This is a genomic window from Rhizobium gallicum bv. gallicum R602sp, assembly GCF_000816845.1.
Classification (GTDB): Bacteria; Pseudomonadota; Alphaproteobacteria; order Rhizobiales; family Rhizobiaceae; genus Rhizobium; species Rhizobium gallicum.
Genome location: NZ_CP006877.1, coordinates 3,869,285 through 3,883,337, shown reverse-complemented (window position 1 = coordinate 3,883,337; position 14,053 = coordinate 3,869,285). Strand labels below are relative to the sequence as shown.

The following is a 14,053-nucleotide window of genomic DNA, read 5'->3' as shown; positions in this document are numbered from 1 at the left end:
GTGATGCCAGTTATGGAAAGAGGTTAGATCAAATTTGGGCGCGTAAGGCGTTCAAAGAAGCGACAGAAGGCTTCCCTCATCCGGCAATGCTGCGATGCGAAGGTTTCTGCCGAGTGAAGCCGGGACGGCCGCGGCAACGGATGCGCTGAGGCAAAGGATGAGGGCCTGATTGAGCCAGCCGGGTTCCGATTGGGCCTCGGCGAGGCGGAAAAAACGCTCTGCGGTCTGGCGGGAAAAAAGGAGTATGGCCTCCGGGGGCGGGGTCAATGCTTCCCGCAGGGCCACCGGATCAGGTTCTGCCGGATGCATCCGATAACACTCGACGACATCGACCTTCAGTCCCAGCGCATGCGCGGTGCGCTCGAACGTCTCGGCGCGCGGCGAACCGGCGAGATAGGTGACAGATTCCCGCGTCTGCTGCGCGATCAACTCCGCAAGTCGCGCGCCATCGCCCGCCGAGGCTAAGACTAAAGAAAATCCCACCGCTTTTGCCTCGTTTGCGCTCGCTTCGCCAACGGCGAAGACCGGCCGGCGGCGATAAGGCTTGACGTCTGTTCCTGACGACGAGAGCGCACGGACAGCTTCCGCGCTTGTGATGGCAATAGGGCCGTGGCTCCTTGCCAACGCATCCATAGCGGTCTTGCCATCATGCATGGGCTGCGAGAGCGGCAGCAAGACGGGCTCATGCCCCATGTCGCGCAACCTTTTGGCGGTTCGCTCCCCCGAACGCCACGGCCGGGTGACGAGCACACGCATCGGACGTCAGCTCCAGTCGTCGAAGAAGCTGCTGCCAGCGCGGGCGCGGATGTCTTGTCCGGCGCGCGTGCCAAGCGCTGCGGCATCGCGCCGATTGCCATCGATGGTGACCGAGTGCTGGTTGCGACCATCCGGCGTGATGATCAGGCCGGAGAACTTGATCCGATCGCCTTCGCAAATCGCATATCCGCCGATCGGCGTGCGGCAAGAGCCGTCGAGCGCCGCAAGGAACGCGCGCTCACACGAGACGGCGTCGTGGGTCGCCGGGTCGTTGATGGCGACCAGCAGATCGTCGGTGCGCTGATCGCCAATACGGCTTTCGATGCAGATCGCGCCTTGCGCGGGAGCCGGCGGGAAGGTGTCGGGATCGAGGATGTCGGTGATCACGTCGACCTTGCCAAGACGCTTCAGGCCCGCGAGCGCCAACAGCGTCGCATCGACCTGGCCTTCGTCCAGCTTGCGCAGGCGGGTTTCCACCGCGCCCCGGAAGGTTATCACTTTGATATCCGGCCGCATGCGGCGGATCAGAGCCTGGCGGCGCAGCGACGCCGACCCCACCGTTGCCCCATGCGGCAGCTCGATCAGTTTTGGCGCCGTGCGGCCGATTACCGCATCGCGGATGTCTTCGCGCGGCAGATAGGCCGAGAGATGAAGCTCTTCCGGCAACACCGTCGGCATGTCCTTTGCGGAATGGACGGCCAAATCGAGGTCGCCGCTTGCAAGCTTTTCTTCCAGTTCCTGGGTGAAAAGACCCTTGCCGCCGATCTCGGCAAGCGCACGGTCGGTAATGCGGTCACCTTTCGTGGTCAGCACGACGATCTCGAACATTTCCTCCGCCATTCCGTGGGCCGCCATCAGCCGATCGCGCGCTTCGCGAGCCTGAGCAAGGGCCAGCGGGCTGCCCCGCGTTCCGATCCGGAAAGGTTTTGTTTGCATCCGCTTCGATCCGTTGTTACCGGAAGTTCTCGTAACCGGGTTTTGCACCCATCGCAATCAACGACAGGCTTCATGGCTCCCTTTCTACGCATCCTCGGCATCGAAACAAGCTGCGACGAGACTGCCGCGGCTGTGGTCGAGCGCGATGCGGACGGGCGTTCGAAGGTGCTTTCCGACGTCGTCTTGAGCCAATTGGACGAGCATAGCGCCTATGGTGGCGTGGTGCCAGAGATAGCCGCGCGTGCCCATGTCGAGGCACTCGATACACTGATCGACGAGGCGTTGCAGCGCGCCGGCGTGTCGGTCCGCGACGTCGATGCGATCGCTGTGACCTCGGGGCCGGGATTGATCGGCGGGCTGCTCGTCGGACTGATGACCGGCAAGGCGATCGCCAAGGCCGCCGGCAAGCCGCTTTATGCCGTGAACCATCTCGAAGGCCATGCGCTGACGGCGCGGCTGACGGACGGGCTTTCCTTTCCCTATCTGATGCTGCTTGTGTCGGGTGGTCATACGCAGCTCATCCTCGTGCGCGGCATTGGCCAATACGAACGCTGGGGAACGACGATCGACGATGCGCTCGGCGAGGCGTTCGACAAGACGGCGAAGCTGCTCGGGCTGCCTTATCCCGGCGGACCCCAGGTGGAGGAGGCAGCGAAGAAGGGTAACCCGGACCGCTTCGATTTCCCGCGGCCGCTCGTCGGTGAAAAGCGGCTCGATTTTTCCTTTTCGGGCTTGAAGACGGCGGTCCGGCAGACCGCAGCGGATATCGCGCCGCTGACGGAGCAGGATGTCGCCGATGTCTGCGCTTCGTTTCAGAGAGCGATTTCGAGGACTCTGAAGGATCGCATCGGCCGTGGATTACAGCGGTTCAGCGCGGAGTTTCCGCATCTGGACGAGGAGCCCGCCCTGGTGGTCGCGGGCGGCGTCGCCGCCAACCTCGAAGTACGTGCCACGCTACAGGCGCTCTGTGATAAATACGCCTTCCGCTTCATCGCGCCGCCGCTGAGATTGTGCACCGACAATGCGGTGATGATTGCCTGGGCGGGGCTCGAGCGCATGGCGACAGGTGTTGCGCCGGATGATCTCGATGTGCAGCCGCGCTCGCGCTGGCCGTTGGATTCGAATGCGGAAGCGCTGATCAGCTACGGAAAGCGGGGGGCAAAGGCATGAGCGAACGGATTGCCGTCGTTGGCGCGGGCGCTTTCGGAACGGCGCTTGCCGCAGTCATTGCGCTCGCCGGCCGCAGCCAGGTCACTCTCGTCGGCCGCGACCCTGCGCTGATGGCCGACCTGAAAGCCGAACGGCTGCATGATGCGGTTCTTCCCGGCATTGAGCTGCCGCAAGCATTGGAATTCTCGGCAGAACCCGATTCGATCGACGATGCCGATATCGTGCTTTTGGCCATGCCGTCGCAGGCGCAGGCGGATGCGGCTCGGCAGTATGGCCCTTACCTCGCCAAGGACGCGATCGTCGTAACCTGTGCCAAGGGCATCGAGCGGGCGACCGGCAACTTGTTGACAGACATGCTGGAGCGCGAATTGCCGCAACATCGCGTCGCGGTGCTTTCGGGGCCGGGTTTTGCATCCGACATCGCCAAAGGACTGCCGACCGCTATGGTAATTGCGGCATCGGACGTGGCCGTTGCCGAGCGGCTGGCGCAGGCGATTTCGGGCAGGACCTTCCGGCTCTATCCGTCGTCCGACCGTATCGGCGTGCAGCTTGGTGGTGCGTTGAAGAATGTATTGGCGATCGCCTGTGGTATCGTTGAAGGCTGCGGTATCGGCGATTCTGCGCGCGCGGCGCTGATCGCGCGCGGGCTGGCGGAAATGTCGCGCCTCGTCGTTGCCAAGGGCGGGCAGGCGGATACGGTGCGCGGGCTTTCCGGGCTGGGCGATCTTGTCCTGACGGCAACGAGCCATCAGTCGCGCAACCTGCGCTTCGGCATTGCGCTTGGCCGCGGTGAAAAGGCCGATCCTTTGCGAGGCGAATTGGTGGAAGGTGCCTTTGCCGCGGCCGTCGCCTCGCGGCTGGCGGAAGAGCTCGGCATCGCGATGCCGATCACGGACGCCGTCTCGGCGATCATCGAAGGTAAACTCAGCATCACCGAGGCCATCGAACAATTGATGACACGTCCGATTACGACCGAATAGGAGACAGACATGCTATTTGCCCTTCTCTGCAAGGACAAGCCGGGGCACCTCAACACACGCATGGAAACACGCGCGGCGCATTTGGAATATCTGGACAAGCTGAATGCCGAAGGCACGCTCAGCATGGCCGGACCGTTCCTCGACGGTGAAGGCAAGCCCTGCGGCAGCATGGTCATGGTCAAGGCCGATACCGCGCAAGCCGCCAAGGCACTAGCCGATGCCGATCCCTATGCGAAGGCTGGTCTTTTCGAGAGTGTCGAGATCAAGCCCTTCAACTGGGTCTTCAACAATCCGGAGGCATAAGGGATGGCCCATTGGCTCTATAAATCCGAACCTTCCTCCTGGTCTTGGGAGCAGCAGAAGGCCGCAGGCGAGAAAGGTACGGAGTGGACGGGCGTCCGCAATTATCTCGCCCGCAATAACATGCGCGCCATGCAGATCGGCGATAGAGGCTTCTTCTACCACTCGAATGACGGCCTGGAGATCGTCGGCATCGTCGAGGTCTGCGCATTGTCGCATCCGGATTCGACGGCGAAGGGCGACGATCGCTGGGATTGCGTCGATATCCGCGCTGTGCGCGATTTGCCCAAGCCGGTGACGCTGAAGGATGTCAAGGCGAATGAGAAACTTTCAAAGATGGCGCTGGTAACCTCGATGCGCCTTTCGGTCCAGCCGGTGACAGATGACGAGTGGCTCGAAGTCTGCCGCATGGGCGGCCTCGACAATCCGCCACGCTGACCGCATTGAAGACCGACCCGGAAATCTTCATCCGCGCCAATACGAAACTGATCACGCCGCCGCATGTGCCGGAGATCCGGTTGCATCTGGCGAACGAAGCTCATGAGCTTTGGCTCAAGACGGAGGAGGAACTGGCGGAGATCGGCCTGCCGCCGCCGTTCTGGGCCTTTGCCTGGGCGGGTGGCCAGGGACTTGCGCGTTATATTCTCGATCGTCCGGAAACGGTGCGAACTAAGCGCGTTTTCGACTTCGCAACAGGTTCGGGGATCGTCGCGATCGCGGCGAAGATGGCGGGTGCGGTGGCGGTAAAGGCGGTGGATATCGATCCATGGGCTGAAACGGCCGTGCGGCTCAATGCTGCTGCCAATGGGATCTCCGTTGATTTTAGCGGCGCCGATTTCGTAGGCAAGCCTGTCCCTGCCGATATCGTCCTGGCGGGCGACGTGTTCTATGACCGCGTCTTTGCGGACGCCCTCGTTGCGTGGTTCGACCGGCTGGCCAGCGAAGGCAAGGAGGTTCTGGTCGGCGATCCGGGACGGGCCTATTTGCCAAAGGAGCGCCTGGAGTTTTGCGCCATCTACGAAGTGCCGGTAACGCGGGCGCTCGAAGATAGCGAGAACAAGAAGACGACGGTCTGGCGGTTCAAGGCCTGATGACGCAGACGCTGGCCTCGTAGCTGCAAGGATCGGCTTGCACGGCAACGTCGATCACTTTGGGCCCGGGTGCGAGCGATCCGGTCTGCGGCGCACCGTAAAGTGCATAGCCGTCCGCACCGAAATAGGTGCCGCCTTCCGTTTCGTAAGCATAGGAGCCTGCATAAGTGCCATTGTAATCATAGCGCAGACGCTGTGGCGATCCGGCGATAGTGCTGCGGATGCGGTAGCCGTTCGATGACGGCGAGAAATGCTTGAGGCGAACATAACGGTTATGGCCGTGGCCATGGTGGCGATGATGACGACGATGAGCGCCGAACCAGGGTTTGGCGCTGTTTGCCCACTTGGCCTTGTTTGCCCAATGGGTCACGCCACGATGATGCCCAGCACGCTCGCCCGCCGTGGCAGGAAGCGCAATCAGGGCACACAACACCAGCGCAAAGACTTTCGACAGACGCTGGAACATCAGACGCAACCTCCGGAAATCCGATCGTTAACAAATCGTTAACGCCAGCTTGCGTCAAAACTACCTATGTGTCCACTGAGCGATGAAAAATCAGCATAAAATTTGATTCGGAAAAACCAGTTTCGATTTCCGGCAACTTCCCGGTAACGCGAATCGATTAAATTAAAAACAGACAGCAATTGTGCTTGTCGTCGGGGGCTTCGGTGATTAAACGTCGCCGTTGATGCAATGCACACAGACAAATTTGTCATTCCTGTGGTTGCCTCGAAATGCTCCGAAATCCGGGAGCGCAAGACGCCGCGAGGTTCTGATGGCGAATGTTACAAATAACCGGCCTCTGTCGCCGCATTTGCAAGTTTATAAACTAATTCCTACCATGGTCATGTCGATCGTCCATCGCATCACAGGGGCGGCTCTTTATTTCGGCACGCTGCTGATCGCCTGGTGGCTGATTGCGGCTGCGACCGGTCAGGCTTATTACGACTGGGTGAATTGGGTGCTCGGCAGCATCATCGGCAAGGCCGTCCTGCTTGGTTACACCTGGGCACTGCTCCATCACATGCTCGGCGGCCTGCGCCACCTGCTGTGGGATCTCGGCCATGGTTTCGAGAAGGAATTCTCCACCAAGCTTGCCATCGCCAACATCATCGGATCGCTCTGTCTTACCGTGCTGGTCTGGGTGATCGGCTTTATCATTCGCTTTTGAGGTCGCTCACATGGATATGCGTACCCCTCTGGGTAAAGTTCGCGGCCTTGGCTCGGCCAAGGAAGGCACCGAACACTTCTGGCGTCAGCGCCTGACGGCTGTCGCCAACCTCCCGCTCATCGTCTTCTTCGTGATCTTCATGATCGTTTATGCCGGCGCCCCTTATGCCGATGTCGTGCATGCGCTGTCGAACCCCTTCGTGGCAGTCATCATGGGACTGATGGTGATTTCAGGCATCATTCACATGCGTCTTGGCATGCAGGCAATCATCGAGGACTACGTGCACAGCGAAATCGGCAAGCTCGTGCTGCTGATGGTGAACACGTTTTTCGCGATCGCGGTCGCAGGCCTCTGTCTCTTTGCCATTCTGAAAATTGCTTTCGTAGGATAACCGTATCATGGCACCGACTTCACCCGCTCAGAATGGGAAAGCCTACAAATTTGTCGATCACTCCTATGACGTGATCGTTGTCGGCGCCGGCGGCGCCGGTCTTCGCGCAACGCTCGGCATGGCCGAACAGGGTTTCCGTACGGCCTGCATCACCAAAGTATTCCCGACCCGCTCGCACACGGTCGCGGCCCAGGGCGGCATCGCCGCCTCGCTGCAGAACATGACGCCGGACAGCTGGCAATGGCACCTCTACGACACGGTCAAGGGGTCCGACTGGCTCGGCGACGTCGATGCCATGCAGTATCTCGCCATGGAGGCGCCGAAGGCCGTCTATGAGCTCGAGCACTACGGCGTGCCCTTCTCGCGTAATGAGGAAGGCAAGATCTATCAGCGCCCATTCGGCGGCCATATGCAGAACTACGGCGAAGGTCCGCCGGTGCAGCGCACCTGCGCGGTTGCCGACCGCACCGGCCACGCCATTCTGCATACGCTTTACGGCCAGTCGCTGCGCTACAACGCCGAGTTTTTCGTCGAATATTTCGCGCTCGACCTCATCATGTCGGAAGACGGCAGCCGTTGTACTGGCGTTGTTGCCTGGTGCCTCGATGACGGCTCGATCCATCGCTTCGCGGCGAAAATGGTGGTGCTGGCGACCGGCGGCTACGGCCGTGCCTATTTCTCCGCGACCTCCGCCCATACCTGCACCGGCGACGGCGGCGGCATGGTGGCGCGCGCGGGGCTTCCGCTGCAGGACATGGAATTTGTGCAGTTCCATCCCACCGGAATCTACGGCTCCGGCTGTCTGATTACCGAAGGCGCGCGCGGGGAGGGCGGCTATCTCGTCAACTCCGAAGGTGAGCGCTTCATGGAACGCTACGCGCCTTCGGCCAAGGATCTTGCCTCGCGCGACGTGGTTTCGCGCTGCATGACGTTGGAAATCCGCGAAGGCCGCGGCGTCGGCAAGAACAAGGATCATATTTTCCTGCATCTGGACCATCTCGACCCGGCTGTTTTGCATGAACGCCTGCCGGGCATTTCCGAGAGCGCGAAGATTTTTGCCGGCGTCGATGTGACGCGCGAGCCGATCCCGGTTCTGCCGACCGTCCATTACAACATGGGCGGCATTCCGACGAACTATTGGGGTGAGGTGCTCAACGCCGACAGCGCCAATCCGGAACGCGTGATCCCCGGGTTGATGGCCGTCGGCGAAGCGGGCTGTGCTTCGGTGCATGGCGCGAACCGCCTCGGCTCGAACTCACTGATCGACCTCGTCGTTTTCGGCCGCGCTGCGGCAATCCGTGCCAGCGAGGTCATTGACCGCGCTGCGCCGACCCCGCATCTGAACATAGCTGCCTGTGACAAGATCATGGATCGCTTCGATGGTCTTCGCCACGCCAGTGGCGCAACGCCGACGGCGCATCTGCGCGAGAAGATGCAGCGCGCCATGCAGGAAGACGCCGCCGTGTTCCGCACCCAGGAGTCGCTGGAATCCGGCTGCGGGCGCATTTCCGCGATCTGGCAGGAGATGTCGGACATCAAGGTCACCGACCGTTCGATGATCTGGAATTCCGATCTCGTTGAGACGCTCGAGCTGCAAAACCTGATGGCGAATGCGATCACAACGATCTATGGCGCCGAGGCGCGCAAGGAAAGCCGTGGTTCGCATGCCCGCGAGGATTACACCGAAGGCGCATACGCCGGCCGCGACGACGTCAACTGGCGCAAGCACACGCTTGCCTGGGTCAGCAATGCCGGCGAGGTGAAGCTCGATTACCGTCCGGTTCATACCGAGCTCATCTCTGAAGGCATCGATCCCAACAAGATCGCGCCGAAGGCTCGTGTGTATTGACGATGGAAAAGTACCTCGGATTAGCTTCGTTCATTGCCGCGGTGCGGGCCGTCTCGCCCGCCATGGCGGCGGAGCGCTCCAAATTGCGTGCTCCCGGCGGCTTGACTGCCGCGGTCAGCAACGGGGTCGGTGTGTGTAAGACAGCGAATGCCGCGCAGCGTGCTCGCTCGTCGCTGGCAGCCCGCAACGCTGCTTTCGGTGGTTGTAGGGGTTGCGTGAAAACGGGGACTCCTGTCGGCAAACTAGGATTTTATCATGGTTGAACTCGCTCTCCCCAAGAACTCTCAGATGCGCGAAGGCAAGGTCTGGCCGAAGCCGGCGGGTGCGAAGAACACCCGTGAATTTCGCGTCTACCGCTGGAGCCCGGATGACGACCAGAACCCGTCGATCGACACCTTCTATATCGATGTCGACGACTGTGGCCCGATGGTTCTCGACGGCCTGCTCTACATCAAGAACAAGATCGATCCGACGTTGACGCTGCGCCGTTCCTGTCGCGAAGGCATCTGCGGTTCCTGCGCGATGAATATCGACGGCACGAACACGCTTGCCTGCACCAAGGGCATGGATGACATCAAGGGCACGGTTAAAATCTATCCATTGCCGCATTTGCCGGTGGTGAAGGATCTCGTTCCGGACCTGACGAATTTTTATGCGCAGCACCGCTCGATCGAACCCTGGCTGAAGACCGTATCTCCGGCACCTGCCAAGGAATGGAAGCAGAGCCACGAGGATCGCCAGAAGCTCGACGGCCTCTATGAGTGCATTCTCTGCGCCTGCTGCTCGACCTCCTGTCCGAGCTACTGGTGGAACGGCGACCGCTATCTCGGCCCGGCCGTCCTGCTGCAGGCCTATCGCTGGCTGATCGACTCAAGAGACGAGGCGACCGGCGAGCGGCTTGACGACCTCGAAGATCCGTTCCGGCTTTACCGCTGCCACACGATCATGAACTGTGCGCAGACCTGCCCTAAGGGTCTCAATCCGGCAAAGGCCATTGCCGAGATCAAGAAGATGATGGTTGAGCGCCGGTTCTGATAGCCGATGCTCGCCAAATGCCCGGCGCAGACAGAGGCTGCGCCGGATTCTTCCGAATTTTTGCAGGCACCGGTCTGAATCCGGCGAGGGATTGTGCAGATCATCACCTTGCTGACAAATTCTATCTGCAGGAAGTTCTCCGGCAGGCAAGTTGAATTGCTCCATTTCCGGCATAAGTATTGTCGCGAGCAATTTATGGCTGTGCCGACTTGATTAACTAAAGTGAAATACGCTAATTCGAAAATCAGTCTGATGACCAATTCTGTGCTGCTAGAGCGGACAATCGGGAGCATGATGATGCAGTTGCGATATGCGATGACGGGTGTGGCGGTTGTTCTGTCATTGGCGGGCTGCCAGCGCACGGCATATGACAATGCGAGTTACAGCTCGCCGGCACCGCTAACCGCGCAGCCTGTACCTTCCGTCCAGGGCGGACAGCTTCCGCCACCGGCAGGCGCCTCGCAGTTTCCCGCCGCTCCGACGGGAGCGCCCGCGGAACCGGGCCAGCCGGGCGCCATGGCGTCCAATGCCCTTGACGTCTCCAAGGAATCCATGGTCGGCAGCTGGCGCGTCAACGGCAGGTGCGACATGTTCCTGACGCTGACCAATCTCGGTAGCGGCTCACGCGGCGGCACGCGCGGCTGCGTCGGCGAGCTGACGGCAATGGGCTCCTGGGAAGTCTCCGGCAAGCAGGTTCTTCTCAAGGATCGCAGCGGCAACCAGATCGGCAGCGTCTACAAGACCGCAGACAACAGCTTCAGCGGCCAGACGAGTACCGGCCAACCGATCACCCTCAGCCGGTAAGATAACCGGCGGCCACCCCGCCGACGACGCGTAGGCGGACTCTTCCTCATGCAGCCTATCCCCGACTACACTTCGAGCGTCAGCGAGCACTTGAAATCGCTGACGGCCTCCGGCGCTCTCCAGATCGATTCAGCACAGATGGATGTGGCAAAAAGCCTCGATCGGGTGCTTCTTGAACTGAAGCGCCGCCGCCCGGCCGCTAAATCGAGCTCGCTCGGCTGGCTCTTCGCTTCGAAGAAAAAGGCGAGCGAAGGCATCAAGGGACTCTATATTCACGGCAGCGTCGGGCGCGGCAAGACGATGCTGATGGATATCTTCTACCGCATGGCGCCCTGTTCGAAGAAACGCCGTGCGCACTTCCACGAATTCATGGCCGATGTTCACAACCGCATCGCCGCGCACCGGCTCAAGCTGAAGAACGGCGAGATAAAGCAGGCCGATCCCGTGCCGCCCGTGGCTGCCGCACTTTACCAGGAGGCCGAACTTCTCTGCTTCGATGAGTTTACGGTGACGGACATCGCTGATGCGATGATCCTCTCGCGGCTGTTCTCCGAGCTTTTTGCGCGTGGCTGCGTGCTCATCGCGACCTCGAATGTCGAGCCCGACAATCTCTACAAGGACGGCCTCAATCGCGGTCTCTTCTTGCCTTTCATCGGTCTCCTCAGGAAGAATGTCGAGGTCGTGACGCTCGACTCCCCGACGGATTACCGGATGGAGAAGCTGAACAGCCAGCCGGTCTATCTGACGCCGATCGACGAGCGGACGGATATGGCCATGGACGCGTCCTGGGCGCAGGCGCTGGACGGGCGCAAGGCGCAGCCTTTCGATATCCCGATGAAAGGTCGATCGATCCATGTGCCGCTCGCAGTCGATCGCATGGCGCGCTTTTCCTTTGCCGATCTTTGCGAGAAGCCGCTCGGTGCTGCTGATTTTCTCGCGATCGCCAAGCGTTTCGATACGATCTTTGTCGATCGCATCCCGATGCTCGGTCCGGACAAGCGGAACCAGGCGAAGCGTTTCATCATTCTTGTCGACACGCTCTACGACCACGGCGTTCGCCTTCATGCGTCGGCTGCGGCAATGCCGGAAGATTTACTGATCGAACGGCGCGGGACGGAAGGCTTCGAATTCGATCGCACCGCATCGCGCCTTTTTGAGATGCGTAGCGCGGAATATCTCGCGATGCACCATAAAAAACACGCCGCCGAGTAACAGTTTCGCAACAAAATATCTTACGTTTACGTAAGATATTTTGTATCTAAACGATTGAAATTGCTGATCCAAAAATAACACGTTGCCATTATTTGGCTTTAGGGCTATGCGATTGCGTCATTGGACGACGCCCCGGACGCGCCGCCCGCCTGATTTTGATCGCAAAGGAAACAGCGAAATGGCGCGTAACAAGATCGCACTTATCGGTTCTGGCATGATTGGTGGCACGCTGGCGCATCTCGCCGGCCTGAAAGAGCTCGGCGACATCGTTCTCTTCGACATCGCCGACGGCATTCCACAGGGCAAGGGCCTCGATATCGCCCAGTCGTCCCCGGTCGAAGGCTTTGATGCCAATCTGACGGGTGCCAGCGACTATTCTGCGATCGAAGGCGCAGACGTCTGCATCGTCACCGCCGGCGTTCCGCGCAAGCCAGGCATGAGCCGCGACGACCTTCTCGGCATCAACCTCAAGGTCATGGAGCAGGTCGGCGCCGGCATCAAGAAATATGCCCCGAACGCTTTCGTCATCTGCATCACCAATCCGCTCGACGCCATGGTTTGGGCGCTGCAGAAGTTTTCCGGCCTTCCGGCCAACAAGGTCGTCGGCATGGCGGGTGTTCTCGATAGCTCGCGCTTTCGCCTCTTCCTCGCCAAGGAATTCAACGTTTCCGTTCAGGACGTCACTGCTTTCGTTCTCGGCGGCCACGGCGACACGATGGTGCCGCTTGCTCGCTACTCCACCGTTGCCGGCATTCCGCTCACCGACCTCATCACCATGGGTTGGGTCACCAAGGAACGGCTCGAGGAAATCATCCAGCGCACCCGTGACGGCGGTGCCGAAATCGTCGGCCTCCTGAAGACCGGATCGGCCTACTACGCTCCGGCAGCCTCGGCAATCGAGATGGCCGAGGCCTACCTCAAGGACAAGAAGCGCGTTCTGCCCTGCGCGGCGCATCTCTCCGGCCAGTACGGCGTCAAGGACATGTATGTCGGCGTTCCGACAGTTATCGGTGCCGGCGGCGTCGAGCGCGTCATCGAGATCGACCTCAACAAGGCCGAGAAGGAAGCCTTCGACAAGTCGGTCGGCGCCGTCGCCGGCCTGTGCGAAGCCTGCATCAACATCGCGCCCGCGCTGAAGTAATCAAAACAGGAATAAACCCATGAACATTCATGAATATCAGGCCAAGGCTCTGCTGAAGAGCTATGGCGCACCGGTCGCTGAAGGTGTGGCCATCTTCAAGGCCGACGAAGCCGAGGCTGCGGCAAAAGAATTGCCGGGTCCGCTCTACGTCGTGAAAAGCCAGATACACGCCGGCGGCCGCGGCAAGGGTAAATTCAAGGAACTCTCGCCGGAAGCCAAAGGTGGCGTTCGCCTTGCGAAGTCGATCGACGAAGTCGTCGCCAATGCCAAGGAAATGCTCGGCAATACGCTGGTCACCAAGCAGACCGGCCCGGCCGGCAAGCAGGTCAACCGCCTCTACATCGAAGACGGCGCCGATATCGACCGCGAACTCTATCTCTCAATTCTCGTCGACCGTTCCGTCGGCCAGGTTGCCTTCGTCGTTTCGACGGAAGGCGGCATGGACATCGAGACCGTTGCGCACGACACGCCCGAGAAGATCATCACCGTCGCTATCGACCCCGTTAAGGGCGTAACGGCCGAAGACAGCAAGAAGCTTGCGGATGCGCTCAATCTCCAAGGCGAAGCCCGCAAGGATGGAGACACGCTGTTCCCGATCCTCTACAAGGCTTTCGTCGAAAAGGACATGAGCCTGCTCGAAGTCAATCCGCTGATCGTCATGAAGAACGGTCGCCTGCGCGTCCTCGACGCCAAGGTATCCTTCGACGGCAACGCGCTCTTCCGTCACGAAGACATCGTCGCTCTGCGCGACAAAACGGAAGAAGACGAGAAGGAAATCGAAGCCTCCAAATACGACCTTGCCTACGTTGCCCTCGACGGCAATATCGGCTGCATGGTCAATGGGGCGGGCCTTGCCATGGCGACCATGGACATCATCAAGCTCTACGGCGCCGAGCCTGCGAACTTCCTCGATGTCGGCGGCGGTGCGTCGAAGGAAAAGGTCACCGCGGCGTTCAAGATCATCACTGCCGATCCGGCCGTGAAGGGCATCCTGGTCAATATCTTCGGCGGCATCATGCGCTGCGACGTCATCGCCGAAGGCGTGATCGCGGCGGTGAAGGACGTAGGCCTCCAGGTGCCGCTCGTCGTCCGTCTCGAGGGCACCAATGTAGAACTCGGCAAGAAAATCATACGAGAGAGCGGGCTGAACGTGATCCCTGCCGACGATCTTGACGACGCGGCGAAGAAGATCGTCGCTGCTGTGAAAGGGAACTAA

At 60.4% G+C, this 14,053-nt stretch carries 16 protein-coding genes; 13 read left to right on the top strand and 3 right to left on the bottom strand.

Annotated elements, in window-relative coordinates; translation table 11 throughout:
• Nucleotides 1–51 precede the first annotated feature (51 nt).
• The gene (locus RGR602_RS18980) at nt 52–756 is read right to left on the bottom strand and encodes a uroporphyrinogen-III synthase (protein WP_039846368.1); all 705 of its coding nucleotides are present in this window, start codon (nt 754–756) and stop codon (nt 52–54) included.
• 6 nt (nt 757–762) lie between these two features.
• Nucleotides 763–1,692, bottom strand: coding sequence for a hydroxymethylbilane synthase (hemC, locus tag RGR602_RS18975; protein ID WP_039846367.1), 930 nt, complete (start codon nt 1,690–1,692; stop codon nt 763–765).
• 72 nt (nt 1,693–1,764) lie between these two features.
• Between hemC and tsaD the strand changes: the two genes are divergently transcribed.
• From tsaD to RGR602_RS18950, 5 genes are read left to right on the top strand one after another with little or no spacing between them, the layout of a single operon-like run.
• A complete protein-coding gene (gene tsaD, locus RGR602_RS18970) occupies nt 1,765–2,862 on the top strand; it encodes a tRNA (adenosine(37)-N6)-threonylcarbamoyltransferase complex transferase subunit TsaD (RefSeq protein WP_039846366.1) in 1,098 nt (365 codons plus the stop codon).
• Nucleotides 2,859–3,842, top strand: coding sequence for an NAD(P)H-dependent glycerol-3-phosphate dehydrogenase (locus RGR602_RS18965; RefSeq protein WP_039846365.1), 984 nt, complete (start codon nt 2,859–2,861; stop codon nt 3,840–3,842). Before tsaD ends, RGR602_RS18965 begins: the two co-directional genes overlap by 4 nt.
• Nucleotides 3,843–3,851: 9 nt before the next feature.
• On the top strand, nt 3,852–4,145 hold the full coding sequence (locus RGR602_RS18960) for a YciI-like protein (protein WP_039846364.1): 294 nt from the start codon (nt 3,852–3,854) through the stop codon (nt 4,143–4,145).
• A 3-nt stretch (nt 4,146–4,148) separates the two neighbouring features.
• Complete coding sequence (locus RGR602_RS18955; protein WP_039846363.1) at nt 4,149–4,580, top strand: EVE domain-containing protein; 432 nt, start codon at nt 4,149–4,151, stop codon at nt 4,578–4,580.
• Nucleotides 4,581–4,585: 5 nt separating this feature from the next.
• Complete coding sequence (locus tag RGR602_RS18950; protein ID WP_039846362.1) at nt 4,586–5,233, top strand: class I SAM-dependent methyltransferase; 648 nt, start codon at nt 4,586–4,588, stop codon at nt 5,231–5,233.
• Here the strand turns inward: RGR602_RS18950 and RGR602_RS18945 are convergent.
• Complete coding sequence (locus tag RGR602_RS18945; protein WP_039846361.1) at nt 5,223–5,699, bottom strand: hypothetical protein; 477 nt, start codon at nt 5,697–5,699, stop codon at nt 5,223–5,225. The genes RGR602_RS18950 and RGR602_RS18945 overlap by 11 nt on opposite strands.
• A gap of 310 nt (nt 5,700–6,009) precedes the next feature.
• Here RGR602_RS18945 and sdhC point away from each other — a divergent pair, with 310 nt between their 5' ends.
• The 8 genes from sdhC to sucC all read left to right on the top strand — a co-directional run bounded on the left by sdhC (nt 6,010) and on the right by sucC (nt 14,053).
• Nucleotides 6,010–6,405, top strand: a complete 396-nt coding sequence (gene sdhC, locus RGR602_RS18940) for a succinate dehydrogenase, cytochrome b556 subunit (protein ID WP_039846360.1) — start codon at nt 6,010–6,012, stop codon at nt 6,403–6,405.
• Nucleotides 6,406–6,415: 10 nt separating this feature from the next.
• Nucleotides 6,416–6,796 carry a succinate dehydrogenase, hydrophobic membrane anchor protein gene (gene sdhD / locus RGR602_RS18935; protein ID WP_039846359.1) on the top strand — a complete coding sequence of 127 codons (381 nt, stop codon included), beginning with the start codon at nt 6,416–6,418 and terminating at the stop codon, nt 6,794–6,796.
• Between the two features lie 7 nt (nt 6,797–6,803).
• Nucleotides 6,804–8,645 (top strand): succinate dehydrogenase flavoprotein subunit, encoded by a 1,842-nt coding sequence (sdhA, locus tag RGR602_RS18930; RefSeq protein ID WP_039846358.1) that lies wholly within the window; start codon nt 6,804–6,806, stop codon nt 8,643–8,645.
• Nucleotides 8,646–8,900: 255 nt separating this feature from the next.
• On the top strand, nt 8,901–9,680 hold the full coding sequence (locus RGR602_RS18925; protein ID WP_039846357.1) for a succinate dehydrogenase iron-sulfur subunit: 780 nt from the start codon (nt 8,901–8,903) through the stop codon (nt 9,678–9,680).
• A gap of 297 nt (nt 9,681–9,977) precedes the next feature.
• Nucleotides 9,978–10,484, top strand: coding sequence for a protease inhibitor Inh/omp19 family protein (locus tag RGR602_RS18920; RefSeq protein ID WP_039847029.1), 507 nt, complete (start codon nt 9,978–9,980; stop codon nt 10,482–10,484).
• 48 nt (nt 10,485–10,532) lie between these two features.
• Complete coding sequence (gene zapE / locus RGR602_RS18915) at nt 10,533–11,696, top strand: cell division protein ZapE (protein ID WP_039846356.1); 1,164 nt, start codon at nt 10,533–10,535, stop codon at nt 11,694–11,696.
• Between the two features lie 178 nt (nt 11,697–11,874).
• Complete coding sequence (gene mdh / locus RGR602_RS18910) at nt 11,875–12,837, top strand: malate dehydrogenase (protein WP_022717411.1); 963 nt, start codon at nt 11,875–11,877, stop codon at nt 12,835–12,837.
• Between the two features lie 19 nt (nt 12,838–12,856).
• A complete protein-coding gene (gene sucC, locus RGR602_RS18905; RefSeq protein WP_039846355.1) occupies nt 12,857–14,053 on the top strand; it encodes an ADP-forming succinate--CoA ligase subunit beta in 1,197 nt (398 codons plus the stop codon).